Genomic DNA, 18,946 nt, shown 5'->3' with positions numbered 1-18,946 from the left:
GCCGCATGCGCAGTCAGTAACCGACTATGAAGCATTGCTGCCGTGGAACTGCTCACCGGAAATGCCACGGTAAACGGGAAGCGCATCTGACGGTAGGTGTGCTTCATGGATCGCATACCGCTTTTCAATGTAGGAGTTGTCGAGTGAAACGAGGCTGCGATCTTTTGATCCTGGCGCAATAAAAAACGCCGACGCTCTACAAGCCGTCGGCGTTTGAAACCTTGAAGGCGTTTACCTCGCGAATTAGAACGCCGGCAATACCGCGCCGCTGTACTTCTTCTCGATGAATGCTTTCACTTCAGGACTGGTCAACGCCTTGGCCAGCTTCTGGATGGCAACGCTGTCCTTGTTGTCCGGACGAGCCACCAGGAAGTTCACGTAAGGCGAATCTGCACCTTCGATCACCAGCGCGTCTTTAGCCGGGTTCAGACCGGCTTCCAGCGCGTAGTTGGTGTTGATCATGTCCAGGTCGACCTGGTCCAGAACACGCGGCAGCATGGCCGATTCCAGTTCCTTGAACTTGAAGTTGTGCGGGTTCTTGGCAATGTCTTTCGGGGTGGCCAGAGCGTTTTTCGGGTCTTTCAACTCGATCAGGCCGGCCTTCTGCAGCAGGATCAGGGCGCGGCCGCTGTTGCTGCCTTCGTTAGGGATGGCAATGGTTGCGCCGTCTTTCAGCTCAGCCAGGGTTTTGACTTTCTTCGAGTAGCCGCCGAAGGGTTCGACGTGCACGCCGATCACGGTCACCAGGTTAGTGCCTTTCCCTTCATTGAAGCTCTTCAGGTACGGCAGGGTCTGGAAGTAGTTGGCGTCCAGACGCTTCTGGTCAACTTGCACGTTCGGCTGAACGTAGTCGGTGAAGACTTTGATTTCCAGGTCCACACCGTCTTTGGCGAGGGTTGGTTTGATCAGTTCCAGAATTTCGGCGTGTGGAACCGGGGTCGCCGCAACCACCAGTTTCTCGCCAGCCTGGGCCAGGCCCGCAGTCAGGGCAGCCGCCAATGCGGTGAACAACAGAACCTTTTTCATGCAGTGTCCTTATCGAAAATCACGGTCGTCATCGACGACGGCTTGTTTATTACGAGTGGTTTTTGTAAGTGCTAATGAAGTGCTATCGCTGGCGTGACGCGGACAATACCGGGATTTTTTATTCCCGAACAATATCTTTTATTCACTTTCATATTCCATTTTGTTCATACGACGTAGGAGCTGCCGAGGGCTGCGATCTTTTGATCTTGATCTTCGGCAATCTAGAGCATTGCCAAGATCAAAAGATCGCAGGCTGCGCCAGCTCCTACACAAACGCGGTGTTTTTGAGGAGTTGTTTCAAGGCTTCTTTCTCTGCGGTGGAACCGCTGCCGAGAATCTGCTTCAGTTGCCGCTCGATCTGCACCCATGACGGCGGCGCCTCGGGCAGATTCAAATGCTCCGGCAAAATCTCATCGCCGGTGCTGACCAACAACGCAAAGTGAATGACGTTTTCCAGCTCCCGGGTATTACCCGGCCAACTGTGTTGCTCTAACAAATGCTGCGCGGCTTCGCTGATCAGCGGCACCGGCAGGTCAAGGCGCTGGCTATAGATGCCGAGGAAATATTCGGACAGCGACAGAATATCGCCCACCCGTTCACGCAAGGCCGGCAGTTCGAGCTGGCCTTCGCTGAGGTAGTGGTAGAGCCGCTCATGGAATTTTCCAGCGGACACCGCTTGGGCCAGATCGATACTGGTAGCCGCGACCAGGCGCACGTCCACCGGGCTTGGTTGGTGAGCGCCGACACGCGTGACTTCGTGGTTTTCCAGCGCCGCGAGCAATTTGATCTGGATCGGTAGCGGCAAGTCGCCGATCTCATCCAGGTAGAGTGTCCCGCCGTTGGCAGAACCGAACCAGCCAGCACGACTGCTGGCCGAACCGCTGTAACTGCCAGCGGCATAACCGAACAATTCCGCATCGGCGTAAGTCGGACTGATCGCGCCACAGTTGACCGAGACGAACAACCCGCCACGATCACTCGCGCGATGGATGTGCCGCGCAAGCAATTCCTTGCCGCTGCCGGTTTCGCCACGGATCAATACCGAGATCGAGCGCGGTGCCAGTAGCTCCAGCTCCTGGCGTAGTTGACGGGAACGCGGATCGACAAACACCAGCGCCTTGGCGCGAATGCTCAGGGGGCTTTTTTCTGCGTCGGGGAAGGTCAGCAGCGGCTGACCGAAGGCTTCAAAACTCATGGCAGACTCCCGCCCTAAACCGCCGGGAGACGGGGGGCGTTGTTTTAAAAAACAAAAGCAAAAAAGAAAAGGTTCAAGCGCGGCGCAGGGCGTGGTGTTCCATTCGGTTTTGCAGGCGATAGAGATAAGCAAAACCCTGCTCCCAGCGTTGGTGACCGGACTTCACGTTGATGTGTCCGGCACCCGACAAAATCCCCGCCTCGGCGCCCCAGTGACGTGCCAGTTCCAATGCACGCGGTGCGCTCACGGCGCTGTCGTTGTCGGAGCTGACAACCTGACTCGGGAACGGCAGCAGGTGGGTCGGAATCGGCGCGAAGTTGCGCAGGGCCGGTGCGCAGGCCGGACGTTCGACGTCCGCAGGGGCGACCAGCAAGGCGCCACGAACCTGACGCAAAAACTGCACAGGCGCCGTGGCCGCCCAATGCGCGACAGTGATGCAACCCAGGCTATGGGCGATCAGGATCACCGGCGTGCTGTCGGCGGCAATCGCCTCAGCCAGTGCCGCGACCCAGTCTTCACGACGCGGCGTCAGCCAGTCGGCCTGCTCCACCCGCGCGCTGTTCGGCAGGCTGTTCTGCCAATGGCTTTGCCAATGATCTTCTGGCGATCCTTGCCAGCCCGGCACAATCAGGTAGCGAATTGATTCGTTGCGCATGGGGGGAGCTCTCCTGCTGCGTGTCTGTTCCTGAGCAAGTATAGGGAGGAGAGTTATATTCGTTAAGGAATAAGAAGCTATTTATTAAGACCTACAAGGCATATACAGCAGTTTTGAATAGACAAAAAAAGGGACCGCACCCTGCCAAGGAGACGGCCCCGGAAACTCAAAATCTGCTAGCGCTAATCAACATCACTGGAGGCGATGATTGACTGAAACGGTTATCCAATAAAGGAATATTTAATTACTTTATTAGATCCAAAACACATATATCAATCAGCGATACAGCAACTACCAAGCCATCCTGCTTGGGTCATAACGTACCGCCCCTTTGGGTCAGATTGATGACGGGCGCCTTTGCCGTTTTGAGTTTTCGAGTGCATCGATCATGCCTGAGCGGCATGCACCTCCTGCGGTGCTGTCGTTTCCTTGCGCACAAACCGGTTCGCCCGCCCAAACGTCCCGAAATCATTGAACCGCACACCCATCTCACGCATCACCTTATGCGCCACTGGTACGGTCATCTGACGGATGTAAAACGGTTCCTTGACCACAAAGTGATGGATGCCGTGACTGCTGCCGAAGTTGAAGCAGAACGCCTGCAACGGCCACATCCACCAAGGGTTCAGCACCTGGGTCTGCTGGATCACGTTGCCCGGCTCCACGTCACCGTAGTAGTGCATGTTCGAGCTGACGAAATGCAGGCAAAAGGTACGCAACACGTTTGGCCCGATGATCACCACGGCAGCGATATCGATGACCTGCATCACCGACAAAGTAGTCGCCGACCATTCGATAGGCGTACCCAGCAGATGAGCGATGCCGTTCGCCGCGTGAACGCCGAGAAACATGTACCAAGCCCCCCAATGCACCAGCGCCAGTGGCGCGTAGACCTTCAGCGCGCGCTTGATGATGCTGATCTTGTGAGCCCAGGTCTTGGCCCGCAGCATACGGATGAACGCCGACATCACGTTGTCGCCGACCATCAATAGCCGCGCAAAACCCCAGGGTTCGCCGTTGGTGATGGCGCGCTCTTCCATATCGGATTCTGTGCCGGAGACTTTGTGGTGATTGAGGTGCAGATGTCGACGAATCCACGGATTGATCGTGCTCGGCCGCGCCAGCCACACCAGTCCCATCATCAGGTTGTGCGGCACGCGTTGTTTGCGGAAGTACATGCTATGAATCAGGTCGTGTTCCAACTCGTGGGTCAGCGAGGCGAAAAATGCATTGAGCAACAGGCACACCCACCAGGCCATGTGCCCAGTCATGTAGAGCGTCGCCGAGCCAATCATGCCGACCAGCGCGAAGGCCAGAATGCCCGCGCCCAGGGCGTCCTGATGGTTGAGAATCGGGTAGCGCTGACGCAGTTCGACCCCCTTGGCCAGCACCACTTGGCGAATATGCGCTGATCGCTGAGTTGCATTCAGTCGCTGGGGACTTGCAGAAGTACCGTGCATGCTTCCATCCTCTGATTATTGATGTTCGCATCCTGCCTTGTGAACCCTCGCAAAGCGGTAGCCGTGAACGCCAACCTGTTGACCGGAAGCGCCAATCAGCATGACTGAACCGACCTCCCTCGCCAGCTGGACCCGCGCCCTGCGCAAGCAACTCGATGCCCTGGGCCTCGACAGCACCGCCCTGTGCCAACAGGCGGGGCTCGACCCGCAACTGATGGACGACCCGAACGCCCGTTACCCGTTGTCCGGCACCACGCGCCTGTGGGAAATCGCGGTGCAAGTCAGCGGCGACCCGGCGATTGGTTTGCGGGTATCGCGCTTCGTCAGCCCCACCACGTTTCACGCGCTCGGTTATGCGCTGGTGGCCAGCGGCAGTCTGCGAGAAGTGTTCGAACGCATCGTTCGTTATCACCAGGTGGTCAGTGATGCCCTGGACCTGGAACTGACCCGCGCCGAGGACCGCTACCGCTTCCGCCTGAAGATCCCGCCAGGCAATCCGGCCCCGGCCTTCGAGGCCATCGACGCCTTCACGGCGATTTACGTACGCACCTGCCGCAATCGCCTGGGCCGCGATTACGCCCCGCTGGCGGTGTACTTGCGTCGCCCGGAACCGGCGGACCCGCATCAATGGCACAAAGTCTTCCGCTCACCGGTGTACTTCGCCGCCGATGAAGACCGACTGGAATTCGCCGTCGTGGACTTCGACAGCCACCTGGACGACGCCAACCCGGAACTGGCCGAGCACAACGAAGCCGTGCTCAAACGCACCCTCGCCCAACTCAAACCCCTGACCTGGGAACGCAAGGTCCGCGACGCCATTGAGGAGCAATTGCCGGAAGGTGAGCCCAGCGCCGAACACATCGCCCAGGCCTTGCACCTGAGTTTGCGCAGCCTGCAACGGCATCTGGCGGACGAGGGTTACCGGTTCGATACGCTGCTCAACGAGAGTCGCGAGAACCTGGCGCTGCTGCATTTACGCGATCCGCAATGCTCATTGAGCGAGATCAGCTATCTGCTGGGATTTGCGGACACGAGCAGCTTCAGCCGCGCGTTCAAGCGCTGGACCGGGATGACACCGGGGCAGTTTCGGGATGGGTTGCGGTAAAGGATCCGGGAGCTGGGTTGTCTGGTCTGGCCTCTTCGCGAGCAAGCTCGCTCCCACAGTTGACCGCATTCCAATGTGGGAGCGAGCTTGCTCGCGATGAGGCCAGACCAGACACTACAGAAACGCCTCAGCGCCCCCGATCCCGCCGCAACAATTTACGCACCCGCTTCACCAGTTCACTCACGGCAAACGGCTTGAGCAGGTAGTCATCCTCATGCAACTCCAGGTCGCGCAGGCGATCCTCGATGCCGTCCTTGGTGGTCAGGAACAGCACCGGCGTATCACCGAGCTTGCGGATCTGCTGCAGCAACTGCCATCCATTGAGCCCGGGCAGCATCACGTCGAGGATGATCAGCTCGTATTCGCCAGACTCGATGAAACGACGGCCGTCCATACCGTTGACCGCCACATCGACTGAGTAACTTGCCTCGCTCAGACCTTTAGCCAGGAGTTTGGCGGTCTCAGGTTCGTCTTCCACTAACAGCACACGCATGGCACACCTCGATTGTCGTCATCACAGGCTAGGCGCCTTCGCGTCCAAAGCCCACCACTAACGCCGGGTTTTAGATAATCGCCAACATCCGCAATCGTTGCGCATCCAGAATCTCGATCTCGCCGTACTTGAGATTCACAATCCCCTGCCCCTGCAAGTCCTTGAGAATCTGGTTGGTGGTCTGGCGCGACAGCGAAAGCATCGACGCCAATTGTTCCTGGGGCAGTTGCAACACCCGTCGCGGCGGGTCGATTTCGCCGTAACCCTCGGCGATCATCAGCAAGCGATGAGCCAGTCGAGCGGCGGTTGGCATGAGGCTCAGTTGTTCGAGATTGATGAAGGTCAGGCGCAGTTTCTGGCTCATCAGCAATGCCAGTTGCCGCCAGTACGCCGGTTGTTCATCAAGCAACGTCAGCAGCGCGGTTTGCGAGATGTGCAACAGGACGCAATGACCCAGACCGAACGCATCATGAGTGCGCGGCTGGCCATCAAACAGACAGATTTCGCCGAACCAGTGGGGCGACTCCACCAGGCTCAACAGCGCCTCCTTGCCCTGCTCGCTCACTGCGCCGATCCGCACCGAACCTTCAAGCACCGCGTACAGCCCGCACGGTGGATCGCCGCGCTTGAACAGCCGCTGGCCTGGCGACAACCGCCGCACCCTGGCGGCGGCCAGCAGACTATCCTGTAAAGGAACAGGTAGATGGCTGAACCACTGCCCTTTATCCAGCCGCGAACGCAAAACCTGCATGTCCATGAAAACTCCTGGAGATTGTCGCCTGCCTGACAGAGCGAAATGTGGACCCGGGGCATGATCCATCACCCAACAGGAGGAACAACAATGAAAAGCCTCGTCGACCATCTCAGTCAATACGCCGCCTACCACCGTGACCCGCGCAATATTGCCACCCACTTTATCGGTATTCCGCTGATCGTTGTCGCCGTTGCCGTGCTGCTGTCACGGCCCGAGTGGCCGCTGGCCGGGGTTTGGGTGTCACCGGCAGTGCTTTTGGCGTTGGCTTCGGCATGGTTTTATCTGCGACTGGAGTTACGGCTGGGCGTGCTGATGACGGTGTTGCTGGGCCTTTGTGTTTGGCTGGGTCATGTGCTCGCGCAACAAAGCACGCTTGTCTGGCTGGCGAGCGGCATCGGGATGTTTGTGGTGGGTTGGGCGATTCAATTTGTCGGTCATCACTACGAAGGACGCAAACCGGCGTTTGTCGATGATGTGACGGGGTTGATTGTCGGGCCGTTGTTTGTGGTGGTGGAGTTGGCGTTTTTGCTGGGGTTGCGGCGTGACTTGAAAGAGCAGATCGAGACGCGGGTGGGCGGTGTGCGGGTCAATTCGAAACGCGCAGCTGTGTAGATCGCAATCGCGAGCAAGCTCGCTCCCACAAGGGTTTTGGTCGGTCACACAATTTGTGCGCAACACCGATCCCCTGTGGGAGCGAGCCTGCTCGCGAAGCTTTTGATCTTAGAGGTTGGCGAGCTTCTGCCAGACCTTCGGCTTGAAGAACAGCGTCTCGCCCTTCGCCAACCCGATCAGGCTGTCGTGATCTTTCACCACTTCAGCTTCGATCAATTCGCTCTGGCCTTCGACCTTCAGCGTCACCCGTGTCGTCGCGCCCAACGGACGAATATCTCGCACCTCGGCCGCGTGGTGATCCTCCAGCTCATGACGCGACAGCGACACTTCGTGAGGACGGAACAGCACATGGTTGTCTTCACCCAGATGCAACCGGTTCGAGTCACCCAGGAAGTGATAAACGAAATCGCTGGCCGGGTTTTCGTAGACGTCGCCCGGTGAGCCGATCTGCTCGATCACCCCCTTGTTCATCACCACGATGCGGTCGGCGACTTCCATCGCTTCTTCCTGGTCGTGAGTCACGAACACCGAGGTCAGGTTGATGTCCTCGTGCAGGCGTGCGAGCCAGCGACGCAGTTCTTTACGGACCTTGGCGTCGAGGGCGCCGAAGGGTTCATCGAGCAGCAAGACTTTCGGTTCAACCGCCAAGGCACGAGCCAAGGCAATACGTTGACGCTGACCGCCGGAGAGTTGTTCCGGGTAGCGATCCGACAGCCAATCCAGTTGCACCATGTTCAGCAGCTCGTGGACTTTCACCGCGATCTGGCTTTCACTCGGGCGCTGGTTTTTCGGCTTCATGCGCAGACCGAACGCGACGTTGTCGAACACGGTCATGTGGCGGAACAGCGCGTAGTGCTGGAACACGAAACCGACGTTGCGATCACGCACATCGTGACCGGAGACGTCTTCACCGTGGAACACGATGTTGCCCTTATCCGGGGTTTCCAGACCGGCGATGATCCGCAGCAGGGTGGTCTTGCCGCAGCCGGACGGGCCGAGCAGCGCCACGAGTTCGCCGCTTTGAATGTCCAGGCTGATGTTGTCCAGCGCCTTGAACGCGTGAAAATTCTTGCTGACGTTACGCACTTCAATCGACATGACTTATTCCTCCGCGGCGCTGGCGCGCAGGCGGTTAATACGGTTTTCGCTCCACTGCTTGAGCAGCAGGATGAAGAGCGCCAGGATCAGCAACAGGCTCGCCACGGCGAACGCGGCCACGTGGTTGTATTCGTTGTAGAGGATCTCGACGTGCAGCGGCAGGGTGTTGGTCACCCCGCGAATGTGCCCGGAAACCACCGACACCGCACCGAACTCACCCATGGCCCGCGCCGTACACAGCACCACGCCGTAGATCAGGCCCCATTTGATGTTGGGAACGGTGACGTGCCAGAACATCTGCCAGCCATTGGCCCCGAGCAGGCGCGCGGCCTCTTCTTCCTGAGTGCCTTGCTCCTGCATCAACGGGATCAACTCGCGCGCCACGAACGGCACGGTGACGAAGATCGTCGCCAGCACGATGCCCGGCAACGCGAAGACGATCTGAATGTCGTGGTCCTGCAGCCATGGGCCAAAAATGCCCTGGGCGCCGAACATCAGCACGTAGACCAGACCGGCGATTACCGGCGACACCGAAAACGGCAAGTCGATCAGCGTTACCAGCATGCTCTTGCCGCGGAACGAGTACTTGCTCACGCACCATGCAGCGCTGACACCGAACACCAGGTTCAGCGGCACTGAGATCAGCACGGCGATCACCGTGAGTTTCAGTGCCGACAAAGCGTCGGGTTCGAAGATCGCGGTGAAGAACGCACCGATTCCGAGCTTGAGGCCCTGAGACACCACGATCACCAGCGGCAGCAACAGGAACAGGGCGAACACCAGCCAGCCAAGGCCGATCAGGATTCGCCGCGATGAAGCGCTGCCACGGCGGGCGGCGTTCGAGGAAGCAGCAGCAATAGACGATTGGGACATTTCTGCGCCTCCTTATGGGGTTTCGATGCGTCGTTGCAGCAAGTTGATCAGCAGCAACAGAACGAAGGAAACCACCAGCATCAGTACACCAATGGACGTGGCGCCGGTGTAATCGTACTGGTCGAGTTTGACCATGATCAGCAGCGGCAGAATCTCGGTTTTCATCGGCATGTTGCCGGCAATGAAAATCACCGAACCGTACTCGCCGACCCCGCGGGCAAAGGCCAGCGCGAAACCGGTCAGCCAGGCTGGCAGCAGCGCGGGCACCAGAATATGGCGGAAAACCTGCAACGGTTTTGCACCCAGGCACGCCGCCGCTTCTTCCACTTCACGCGGGATATCAGCCAATACTGGCTGTACCGTACGTACTACGAATGGAAGTGTCACAAAAGTGAGGGCAAGGGTGATACCGAGGGGGGTATACGCGATCTTGAAACCCAGATCCGCTGCAAACTGACCCACCCAACCATTGGGTGCGTATAGCGCAGTCAGCGCGATACCGGCCACGGCGGTGGGCAATGCGAAGGGTAAGTCGATCATCGCATCGATGACTTTGCGTCCAGGGAACGTGTAGCGCACCAGCACCCAGGCCAGCAGCGTGCCGATGATGCCGTTGATGATCGCGGCGTACAGCGCGGTGCCGAAGCTGAGCTTCAACGCCGCCAGCACCCGTGGCGCCGAGATAATCGCCCAGAACTGGTCCCAGGTGAGTTGAGCGGCATGTACGAACATCGCCGCCAGTGGAATGAGCACAATCAGGCTGAGGTACACCAAGGTGTAGCCCAGCGTCAGCCCGAAGCCGGGTATGACGGGGGAGATACGACGCGACATAAAAGTCCTTGGTTGAGAACGCGCAAAGCCCCGAACGTCAATCCGGGGCTCGTTTATGGCTTATTTCAGGTTATTGCGCCTGATAAATCTGGTCGAACACGCCACCGTCGTTGAAGAATTTCGGTTGAGCGGTTTTCCAGCCGCCGAAGTCCTTGTCGATGGTCACCAGGTCCAGTGTCGGGAACTGTTTGGCGTACTTGGCGGCAACATCCTTGTCACGTGGACGATAGAAGTTTTTTGCCGCGATTTCCTGGCCGGCCGGGCTGTACAGGTGCTTGAGGTACGCTTCGGCGATCTCGGTGTTACCCTTTTTCTCGGCATTCTTGTCGACCACAGCTACCGGAGGTTCGGCGAGGATCGATAGCGAAGGCACGACAATGTCGAACTTGTCAGCGCCACCGTCTTCTTTCAGGGCCAGGAAGGCTTCGTTTTCCCAGGCCAGCAACACGTCACCCTGACCGTTGTTGACGAAGGTAATGGTCGAACCGCGAGCACCGGTGTCCAGCACAGGAACGTGTTTGAACAGGGTTTGCACGTATTCCTTGGCTTTCGCTTCGTTACCGCCATTGGCTTTCAGGCCATAGGCCCACGCCGCGAGGAAGTTCCCGCGTGCGCCGCCAGAGGTTTTCGGGTTCGGGGTGATGACTTCCACGCCGTTCTTGGTCAGGTCGCCCCAGTCCTTGATGCCTTTAGGGTTGCCCTTGCGCACCAGGAACACGATGGTCGAGGTGTAAGGCGTGCTCGCTTCCGGCAGACGCTTCTGCCAATCCGCTGGCAGGGTCTTGCCGAGTTTGGCGATTTCGTCGATGTCACCGGCCAGGGCCAGGGTCACCACGTCGGCACGCAGACCGTCGATCACTGCCCGGCCCTGCTTGCCCGAACCACCGTGGGACTGCTGGATTTTCACGCTGTCGCCAGCGTGGTCTTTCTGCCAGAACTTGACGAATTCAGCGTTGTAGTCCTGATACAGCTCGCGAGTCGGGTCGTACGACACGTTGAGCAGTTCGTAATCCTTGGCAACCGCGGAACCAGCAAAAAGGGCACTGGCCAGGGCGGCCAAAGCGAAATGACGAATCGACGACATGGTGAAAGCTCCTGGAATTCTGTTTGTAATGGCTTTTTATGGTCTGGAATCGGGGTTGCCTGTCAAAGATCGCAGCCTTCGGCAGCTCCTACACAAAGCCCCCCGTAGGAGCTGCCGCAGGCTGCGATCTTTTGATCTTTGTTTCAGCTCGGTTTGTTGCTTGGGTTCTGCAACCGGAATTTCTCTTTGCGTTCGATCTGGACCACCTGGGCGTTGTGCACGGTGATTTCCACTGCGCCAAAACGCAGATCGCGCAAGGCGCTCTGGATCTCACGCAAAATGGTTGCCTCGTCCTGCCCGTCAACGCTACGTAGGGATGCGCTCATGGTGCTGCTCCTTCAACTAGAGGTTGCCTGGCAGTGGCGAGACTGCTTGCGGCGTGAGACCAATAGTAGATAAGCGCGGATATTCTTAAAAAGACTATTTAAGAATTTTAATATAACCAAAAGACCGATCAGTGTTGAAGAATCAATGGAGCACGCTTCCAATCCAGCTGCCCTGCCAGCACCGGCCGTCCAAACCAGTACCCCTGCCCCAGATCGCAGCCGTGTTCGAGCAGGAAACCCGCCTGCTCGACCTGCTCGATCCCCTCGGCATGAACCTGCATCCCCATGCTCTGGGCCAGCGCAATGATCACCCGCACAATCGCCGCGTCATCCTCATCCCACGGCAACCCCGCAACGAAGCCCTGATCGATCTTGAGTTTCTGTACCGGCATCCGCTTGAGGCGCAGCAACGACGAATAGCCTGTACCGAAGTCATCGATGGCCAGCCGCACGCCCAATTCACGCAACCTGTGCATCTGCTCCAGCGCGACTTCCGGGTCATCCATCACAGCGCTCTCGGTGACTTCCAGCTCCAGACAGGCAGGATCCAGCCCGGTTTCGTGCAGCACCTTCGCCACCTTCCCAAACAGCTCACGGCGGGCGAACAATCGAGAAGAAACATTCACCGCGACAAACGACAACACCACCCCGGCCTGCTGCCACCGGCACATCTGCTCACACGCCTGGCGCATAACCCAGGCATCAATTTCGGCGATCAGACCGGTGCGCTCGGCAATGGGAATGAATTCTGCCGGCGACACCAAACCCCTCTGTGGATGCTCCCAGCGCACCAATGCCTCGACGCCGATCAGGCGGCTGCTCTTGAGGTCGTGAACCGGCTGGTAATAAACCCGCAACTCCTGCTGCTCCAGCGCACGGCGCAATTCGAATGCAGTCTCGACCCGTTGCTGGGCATGGGCGGTCAATTCTTCGGTATAGAGGGCGTAGCCGTTGCGGCCTGCACTCTTGGCCTTGAACAGCGCCGAGTCGGAGTTGCGCAACAGCTGCTCGGCGCTCAAGGCGTCGCCGGGGAACAGGCTGATGCCGACGCTGATATTGACAAACAACTGATGCCCATCGATCTGGAACGGCTCTTTTAGGCCATCGATGATCCGCTGAGCCAGCGCCGCCGCGTGCACCATTTGCGGACAGCTTTCAGCCAGCACGGCGAACTCGTCACCGCCAAGGCGCGCCAGCGTGATTCCCGGTCCGACCATCGCTTTCAAACGCACGGCCACGCCCTTGAGCAGTTGGTCCCCAATGCTATGCCCGAGGCTGTCGTTGATCATCTTGAAGTGATCAAGATCAATCATCAGTAACGCACAGCCGCGCTTGTGGATCTGTGCCGAAGCGAGGGCCTGCTCGGTGCGGTCGGTGAACAGCAAGCGGTTGGGCAGATCGGTCAGCGGATCGTAGTGAGCCAGATACGTCAGCTCATGTTCGGAGTGCTTGATTGCGCTAATGTCGGAAAACACTGCCACGTAATGGCTGCGCCGCCCCCTCTCGTCGTCAATGACACGGATGGTCTGCCATTGCGGGTAGATCTCGCCGCTTTTGCGGCGGTTCCAGATTTCCCCGCTCCACTCGCCGGTGCTGGTGAGTGTCGCGAACATGGCCTGGTAGAAAGCCGGCGGGTGATGACCGGACTTGAACAAACTGGGGCGCTGGCCGAGCACCTCCTCGCTCTGATAGCCGGTGATGGCCATGAAGGCCCGGTTTACATGGACGATCAACCCTTTGTTGTCGGTGACCAGCACCCCTTCACGCGTGCAATCGAACACCGCGGCCGCCTGACGCAAACGCTCGCGGTCTTCAGTGCGCTCACGCAATTTTGCGCCGATCCCCAGACAACGGAACAATCGCGCCCGGGCGAGGAAAATCAGACCGGCGCTGAATAAAACCCAGGCATAACCGTTGATCAGTTGCCATCGTATTAGCTCAGCGGAGCTATCGAAGAAACTGTTCAATAAATAACCGCTGAACAGCAGCCAACCTATAGAAACCAGAAGGTAAAGCAGTGCTGCACGCAAAGCATCGCGATAGGTGGCAGACATTCGGCTGTCCATGTCCCTTCAAAAAGGATGGAATTATAGTTTAAAGAAACATCCAGCCACTCTTATCTGAAAGGGCGACTGGTTTTATCTGTGGGCTAAGTGATAATGCAACGGCTGTTTTTTTCTTTATCGAGGGCCCAATAGACTATGTGGTACGAAGGTTTTCTCGGCTTGTCGCCCTGGTCACTGGTGGCAGTCACCCTGCTGATGACCCACGTGACGATCATCGGCGTCACGGTCTATCTGCACCGTTATTCAGCCCATCGCTCGCTTGAGCTCAATGCCGGCCTGAAACATTTCTTCCGCTTCTGGCTGTGGCTCACCACGGCACAGAACACCCGTGAGTGGACCGCTATCCACCGCAAGCACCACGCCAAATGCGAAACCGTCGATGACCCGCACAGCCCGGTCATCAAGGGCCTGTCCACCGTTCTGCGCAAAGGCGCCGAGCTGTACCGTGCCGAGGCGGAAAACCCCGAGACCCTGCGCATCTATGGCAAGAACTGCCCCGAAGACTGGATCGAACGCAACCTGTACAGCCGTTTCCCGCTGCTGGGCGTGGCGATCATGGGCGTTATCGACCTGCTGCTGTTCGGCACCATCGGCATCACCATCTGGGCCATCCAGATGATGTGGATCCCGGTCTGGGCCGCCGGTGTGGTCAATGGCCTGGGCCATGCCATCGGCTACCGCAACTTCGAATGCCGCGATGCGGCGACCAATCTGGTGCCGTGGGGCATCCTGATCGGCGGCGAAGAACTGCATAACAACCATCACACCTACCCTAATTCGGCAAAACTGTCGGTGAAGAAGTGGGAATTCGATCTCGGCTGGGCCTGGATCCAGGTCTTCAGCTTCCTGCGTCTGGCCAAGGTTCAGCGGGTCGCGCCAATCGCCCATCGGGTCGAAGGCAAAGGCAACCTGGACATGGACACCGCCATGGCGATCCTCAACAACCGCTTCCAGATCATGGCCCAGTACCGCAAATTGGTGATCGCACCGCTGGTCAAACAAGAGCTGGAAAAGGTCGATCACTCGGTCCGTCACCAGTTCCACCGCGCCAAGCGCCTGCTCTCGCGGGAAACCAGCCTGCTGGATGACAAACACCACATACGCATCCAGGCCATGCTCGAACACAGTCAGGCGCTGAAGGTAATTTACGAGAAACGCCTGGCCTTGCAGCAGATCTGGGTCAAGACCAGCTCAAATGGTCACGACATGCTGGCCGCCATCAAGGATTGGGTACACGAAGCCGAAGCCAGCGGGATTCAATCCTTGCGCGACTTCGCCGATCAATTGAAAACCTACTCCCTGCGCCCCGCCGCCGTCTGACGCCGTTGATCGGTGCGCCCCGTTCGTGGGCGCACCCTTCGGAACTAAGCTCCAAATCCCCTATCTCAAAGACACTTCGCCATCCAGGCGGGCTCTGGTATTGGCCGCTTTCGAACCTCGAGCGGCACACGCCCTTTGAGATTTTGTGTCGATGGTCAATAAAAGCCTACAAGACTCATCCCTCCCGCAGTGGCCCGAGGCCGCGCAAACCCTGCTGGCGCTAATGCATGCACAAGGCGAAGTGGCGCGCCTGAGCGAACGCGAACAGCTATTCAGCGCTCTGCTGGTGAGCGTCAACGCGGTGCTTTGGGCCTTCGACTGGGAATCCCGTCGGGTGCTCTATGTCAGCCCCGCGTATGAACGGATTTTCGGCCGCTCTGCAGGCTTGTTGCTGTCCGACTACAACCATTGGCGCGACAGCATTTACCCCGACGATCTGGACTATGCCGAACGCAGCCTGGGCGAAGTACTGGTCAAAGGCGCCGTTGAAGACCGTGAGTACCGAATCATTGCCGCCGACGGCCAGGTCCGCTGGCTCAGTGACAAGTGCTTCATCAACCGTCAGGCCGAGCCGGGGCAACCAGTGATCATCGTCGGCATTGCCGAAGACATTACTGACAAGAAGCAGATGGAAACCGAGCTGCAACGCTTGGCCACCACCGACGTGCTGACCCAGAGCAGCAACCGCCGACACTTCTTCGAATGCGCCCACCGTGAATTCGAACAGGCACGGCACCAAGGCACGCCGCTGGCATTCCTGCTGCTGGACATCGATGACTTCAAAGTAATCAACGATACCTACGGCCACCAGGAAGGCGACAACGTGCTGCAACGAATCGCCGAGAGCGGTCGCGCGGCTTTGCGTCGGGGTGATGTGTTCGGGCGAGTTGGCGGTGAGGAATTCGCAGCAGTGTTTCCCGGCTGTGCGCCAGACATGGCCATGCAAGTGGCCGAGCGCCTACAACGGGAGATTCAGCGATTGAGTTTCAGCCATGGCGACCAGACGTTCGGCATCACCGTTAGCCAGGGCCTGACCAGCCTTACCGCCGAGGACGAAAGCGTCGACAGCCTGTTTGCCCGCGCGGATGCGGCGATGTACGAAGCCAAACGCCAGGGGAAGAACCGCATCATTTCCAGCTAATGGGCTCGACACAAAACCAATGTGGGAGCGAGCTTGCTCGCGATGACGTACTGACATTCAACATTGATGCTGGCTGACAGTCCGCTATCGCGAGCAAGCTCGCTCCCACAGGTTTTGTGTGATGCCTATTTTTTGCGCAAACGCATCAATTCCGGCAACCCGATCTTGAGCAACCGCGCCGTCCGGCTCTTCGACAGCTCCTCAATGCCCTCATGCTCGGTCAGTCGCGCCAGTTGCGCAGCCATGTTCATCACCAGCGCTTCGCGGGAGTAAACCCCGCCACCGAACTGGTAGACCGCTGCAATCAGCTCTCGCAGCTCCAGCGGCAGGCGCCAGCGAGTGCGAAGTGCCGAACCATAAGCCGCACCGAACTCAGCCAGCGCCTCGCCAACCTCCTCCCACTCATCCAGCTCACCACCGGCCTGCTTCCATTCCTGCAAACACCGCAACAGCGCAAGGTCGCCGAGGCGATGCAGCATGCCGGCGCAATAACAGCGCTCCTGATCCAGATCCAGCAAGCGTGCCAAGGTCCGGCCATACTCGGCGGTGCGCAGCGACAGCTCCCAATAGCGCTCGGCATAATCGGCCAGAAACGGATCGCTGAGTCGGGCACTGCGCTTGAGGGCCAGCCCCAGAATCAGGTTCATGCTTTGCCCGGTGCCGAGGCGGTGCAGCGCCTGGGACAGGGTTTGTACGGCGGCGCCATGGTGCTGGGCCGCGCTGTTGGCGGCGGCGATCAGCACGGCAGTGACCTGCGGATCGGTGCGGATTTCGTCATGCAGCAGTGTCAGGTCGAGGCCATTGGGATTGAGGCTGCGCTTGACCGCCAACTGTACGTCGGTCATCAGTGGTGCACCGTCGGCCAGCTCACGTCGACGCTCCAGGTAAACCGCCAACGTCATGCCTGGCGACAGCGAAGGCATCTCGCAAGACACCTCTTCACCGGCGTTCAGCAGCAACTCCTGCAGGCGGTGGGTCAGGCTTTCCATGTTCAGGGGTTTGGTCAGGTACGCCGCCGGCGCCAGGGGCAAGACTTCGCGCACACTGGCGCTGTCGTTGCGGCTGCTCATCAGAATGAACGGCAGCGGTGGATTACGCTTGCGCTGGCGGACATTGCGCAAGACATTCAAACCATCGACGCCGGGCAGCTCCCAGTCGACGATCACCAGGTCGTAAGGATTTTCCGCCAACAAGTGCAGCGCTTGCTGACCGTCGGCACACAGATCCAGCCGTGCGTCGCAGCGCACATTCAACAAAACCTGCTTGAGCAGGTCGCGAGACCAGGGGTCGGCCTCGGCAATCAGCACACGCGGCGCAGCGGGTAACACCACAGCAGTCATTTACACACTCCAAAGCAGTGCTTGCACCTTAGTCAATGCTGGCCATTCGATACAGCGCATTTGCCATCGATGGGTTCCAGGGACACAAAAAAACCCGCCGAAGCGGGTTTTTTTGTCGATCAGTTCACAAATCGATCAGAGCCTGGAGATCACAGCTCGGAGAAGCACTCTTCGATGATCGCCAGACCTTTGTCCAACTGCTCGTCCGGCGAAGTCAGCGGTACCAGGACGCGCAGAACGTTGCCGTAAGTGCCGCAGGACAGCAGGATCAGACCCTTGTCGCGAGCCTTGGCCACAACGGCGGCTACCGCTGGAGCGTTCGGCTTATGGCTGTCGCCATCAACGAACAGCTCGACCGCGATCATCGCGCCCAGGGCACGGACTTCGCCGATCACCGGATATTTGGCCTGAATAGCTTTCAGGCCAGTGACCAGACGCTCGCCGACAGCCTTGCAGCGGTCCAACAGGTGCTCTTCTTCGAACACTTCCATCACGGCCAGCGCCGCAGCGCAAGCGATCGGGCTACCGGCGTAAGTGCCGCCCAAGCCGCCTGGAGCAATGGCGTCCATGTATTCGGCCTTGCCGCAAACACCGGCCAACGGGAAACCGCCAGCGATGGATTTGGCGAAGGTGGTCAGGTCGGCAGCAACGCCCATCTGTTCCATGGCGAAGAAGGTGCCGGTACGACCAGCGCCGGTTTGTACTTCGTCAGCGATCAGCAGGATGCCGTGCTGGTCGCACAGCGCGCGCAGACGCTTCATGAACTCTTTAGGCGCGACGTAGAAACCACCTTCGCCCTGAACCGGCTCGATGATGATTGCAGCTATGTCACGCGGCTCGGCGTCGTTCTTGAAGATGCGTTCGATGCTGGCGATCGAATCGTCGATGCTCACACCGTGCAGTTCGTTCGGGTACAGCGCGCGGAAGATGCCGCCTGGCATAAGGCCCATGCCGGCCGAGTAAGGCACGACTTTACCGGTCAGGCCCAGGGTCATCATGGTGCGACCGTGGTAAGCGCCGGTGAACGCGATCACGCCGGCACGGCCAGTGGCGGCACGGGCGATTTTCACGGCGTTTTCGACGGCTTCGGAACCGGTGGTCACCAGCAGGGTTTTCTTGGCGAAATCACCTGGCACTTTGGCGTTGATTTTTTCGCACAGCTCTACGTACGGCTCGTAAGCCAGTACCTGGAAGCAGGTGTGGGTCAGCTTGTTCAACTGCGCGGTCACGGCGGCGATGATTTTCGGGTGCAGGTGACCGGTGTTCAGCACGGCGATACCGCCGGCGAAGTCGATGAACTCGCGACCTTCAACGTCGGTCACGGTGGCGTTCTTCGCGGACTCGGCGAAGATCGGGTGAATCTGGCCAACACCGCGTGGTACAGCGGCTTCGCGGCGTTTCATCAGGGATGCGTTAGTCTTGCTCATAAAGTCCTCATTCACCGCTCATCGGGCGGCGTGGTTCAAGGAAAATGCAGCGGGGAGGCAACTACGGCAGCATGCGATGATCGACTGCCACAGCGTTCCCGGCCACAGAGAAAATTCCGTTTGTTGCACGCAAAGGGACA

18 protein-coding genes are annotated in these 18,946 nt (G+C 58.8%); 4 read left to right on the top strand and 14 right to left on the bottom strand.

Annotated elements, in window-relative coordinates:
- Nucleotides 1-243: 243 nt before the first annotated feature.
- From WLY71_RS07795 to WLY71_RS07780, 4 genes are all read right to left on the bottom strand, one after another.
- Nucleotides 244-1,026 (bottom strand): MetQ/NlpA family ABC transporter substrate-binding protein, encoded by a 783-nt coding sequence (locus WLY71_RS07795; RefSeq protein ID WP_347803103.1) that lies wholly within the window; start codon nt 1,024-1,026, stop codon nt 244-246.
- A gap of 265 nt (nt 1,027-1,291) precedes the next feature.
- Nucleotides 1,292-2,221 (bottom strand): sigma 54-interacting transcriptional regulator, encoded by a 930-nt coding sequence (locus WLY71_RS07790; RefSeq protein WP_347803102.1) that lies wholly within the window; start codon nt 2,219-2,221, stop codon nt 1,292-1,294.
- 73 nt (nt 2,222-2,294) lie between these two features.
- A complete protein-coding gene (locus WLY71_RS07785; RefSeq protein WP_347803101.1) occupies nt 2,295-2,876 on the bottom strand; it encodes an alpha/beta hydrolase in 582 nt (193 codons plus the stop codon).
- Nucleotides 2,877-3,262: 386 nt separating this feature from the next.
- Nucleotides 3,263-4,336, bottom strand: coding sequence for a fatty acid desaturase (locus tag WLY71_RS07780; RefSeq protein ID WP_347803100.1), 1,074 nt, complete (start codon nt 4,334-4,336; stop codon nt 3,263-3,265).
- A gap of 100 nt (nt 4,337-4,436) precedes the next feature.
- Here WLY71_RS07780 and WLY71_RS07775 point away from each other — a divergent pair, with 100 nt between their 5' ends.
- A complete protein-coding gene (locus tag WLY71_RS07775; protein ID WP_283182474.1) occupies nt 4,437-5,441 on the top strand; it encodes an AraC family transcriptional regulator in 1,005 nt (334 codons plus the stop codon).
- A 127-nt stretch (nt 5,442-5,568) separates the two neighbouring features.
- On the opposite strand, the gene WLY71_RS07770 is transcribed toward WLY71_RS07775, so the two are convergent.
- Nucleotides 5,569-5,934 carry a response regulator gene (locus WLY71_RS07770; RefSeq protein ID WP_223432435.1) on the bottom strand — a complete coding sequence of 122 codons (366 nt, stop codon included), beginning with the start codon at nt 5,932-5,934 and terminating at the stop codon, nt 5,569-5,571.
- Nucleotides 5,935-6,004: 70 nt separating this feature from the next.
- Complete coding sequence (locus tag WLY71_RS07765; RefSeq protein WP_347803099.1) at nt 6,005-6,691, bottom strand: Crp/Fnr family transcriptional regulator; 687 nt, start codon at nt 6,689-6,691, stop codon at nt 6,005-6,007.
- Between the two features lie 84 nt (nt 6,692-6,775).
- Here WLY71_RS07765 and WLY71_RS07760 point away from each other — a divergent pair, with 84 nt between their 5' ends.
- A complete protein-coding gene (locus WLY71_RS07760; RefSeq protein WP_347803098.1) occupies nt 6,776-7,300 on the top strand; it encodes an Mpo1 family 2-hydroxy fatty acid dioxygenase in 525 nt (174 codons plus the stop codon).
- A 108-nt stretch (nt 7,301-7,408) separates the two neighbouring features.
- Here the strand turns inward: WLY71_RS07760 and WLY71_RS07755 are convergent, their stop codons facing one another.
- The 6 genes from WLY71_RS07755 to dibA form a co-directional block, all read right to left on the bottom strand.
- Nucleotides 7,409-8,398, bottom strand: a complete 990-nt coding sequence (locus tag WLY71_RS07755; protein WP_347803097.1) for a sulfate/molybdate ABC transporter ATP-binding protein — start codon at nt 8,396-8,398, stop codon at nt 7,409-7,411.
- Between the two features lie 3 nt (nt 8,399-8,401).
- Nucleotides 8,402-9,271 carry a sulfate ABC transporter permease subunit CysW gene (cysW, locus tag WLY71_RS07750; protein WP_347803096.1) on the bottom strand — a complete coding sequence of 290 codons (870 nt, stop codon included), beginning with the start codon at nt 9,269-9,271 and terminating at the stop codon, nt 8,402-8,404.
- A 12-nt stretch (nt 9,272-9,283) separates the two neighbouring features.
- A complete protein-coding gene (gene cysT / locus WLY71_RS07745; RefSeq protein ID WP_007899634.1) occupies nt 9,284-10,102 on the bottom strand; it encodes a sulfate ABC transporter permease subunit CysT in 819 nt (272 codons plus the stop codon).
- A 70-nt stretch (nt 10,103-10,172) separates the two neighbouring features.
- Nucleotides 10,173-11,186 carry a sulfate ABC transporter substrate-binding protein gene (locus tag WLY71_RS07740; RefSeq protein ID WP_347803095.1) on the bottom strand — a complete coding sequence of 338 codons (1,014 nt, stop codon included), beginning with the start codon at nt 11,184-11,186 and terminating at the stop codon, nt 10,173-10,175.
- Nucleotides 11,187-11,329: 143 nt separating this feature from the next.
- Nucleotides 11,330-11,512 (bottom strand): sulfur starvation response protein OscA, encoded by a 183-nt coding sequence (gene oscA / locus WLY71_RS07735; RefSeq protein WP_007945260.1) that lies wholly within the window; start codon nt 11,510-11,512, stop codon nt 11,330-11,332.
- 128 nt (nt 11,513-11,640) lie between these two features.
- Nucleotides 11,641-13,566, bottom strand: coding sequence for a phosphodiesterase DibA (gene dibA, locus WLY71_RS07730; RefSeq protein WP_347803094.1), 1,926 nt, complete (start codon nt 13,564-13,566; stop codon nt 11,641-11,643).
- 147 nt (nt 13,567-13,713) lie between these two features.
- Between dibA and desA the strand changes: the two genes are divergently transcribed.
- Both desA and WLY71_RS07720 read left to right on the top strand, forming a co-directional pair.
- Nucleotides 13,714-14,898: a delta-9 fatty acid desaturase DesA gene (desA, locus tag WLY71_RS07725; protein ID WP_347803093.1), complete on the top strand. Its 1,185-nt coding sequence runs from the start codon at nt 13,714-13,716 to the stop codon at nt 14,896-14,898.
- A gap of 151 nt (nt 14,899-15,049) precedes the next feature.
- On the top strand, nt 15,050-16,039 hold the full coding sequence (locus tag WLY71_RS07720; protein WP_347803092.1) for a GGDEF domain-containing protein: 990 nt from the start codon (nt 15,050-15,052) through the stop codon (nt 16,037-16,039).
- A gap of 125 nt (nt 16,040-16,164) precedes the next feature.
- On the opposite strand, the gene WLY71_RS07715 is transcribed toward WLY71_RS07720, so the two are convergent.
- Both WLY71_RS07715 and gabT read right to left on the bottom strand, forming a co-directional pair.
- Nucleotides 16,165-17,379, bottom strand: coding sequence for an HDOD domain-containing protein (locus tag WLY71_RS07715; RefSeq protein ID WP_347803091.1), 1,215 nt, complete (start codon nt 17,377-17,379; stop codon nt 16,165-16,167).
- Nucleotides 17,380-17,528: 149 nt separating this feature from the next.
- Complete coding sequence (gabT, locus tag WLY71_RS07710) at nt 17,529-18,806, bottom strand: 4-aminobutyrate--2-oxoglutarate transaminase (RefSeq protein WP_134419251.1); 1,278 nt, start codon at nt 18,804-18,806, stop codon at nt 17,529-17,531.
- Nucleotides 18,807-18,946 lie beyond the last annotated feature (140 nt).

Origin of the sequence: Pseudomonas rossensis (genome assembly GCF_039888995.1) — a bacterium.
Classification (GTDB): Bacteria; Pseudomonadota; Gammaproteobacteria; order Pseudomonadales; family Pseudomonadaceae; genus Aquipseudomonas; species Aquipseudomonas rossensis.
Note: the sequence above shows the minus strand (reverse complement) of the source record. Positions and strands in the feature narration are given on the sequence as shown.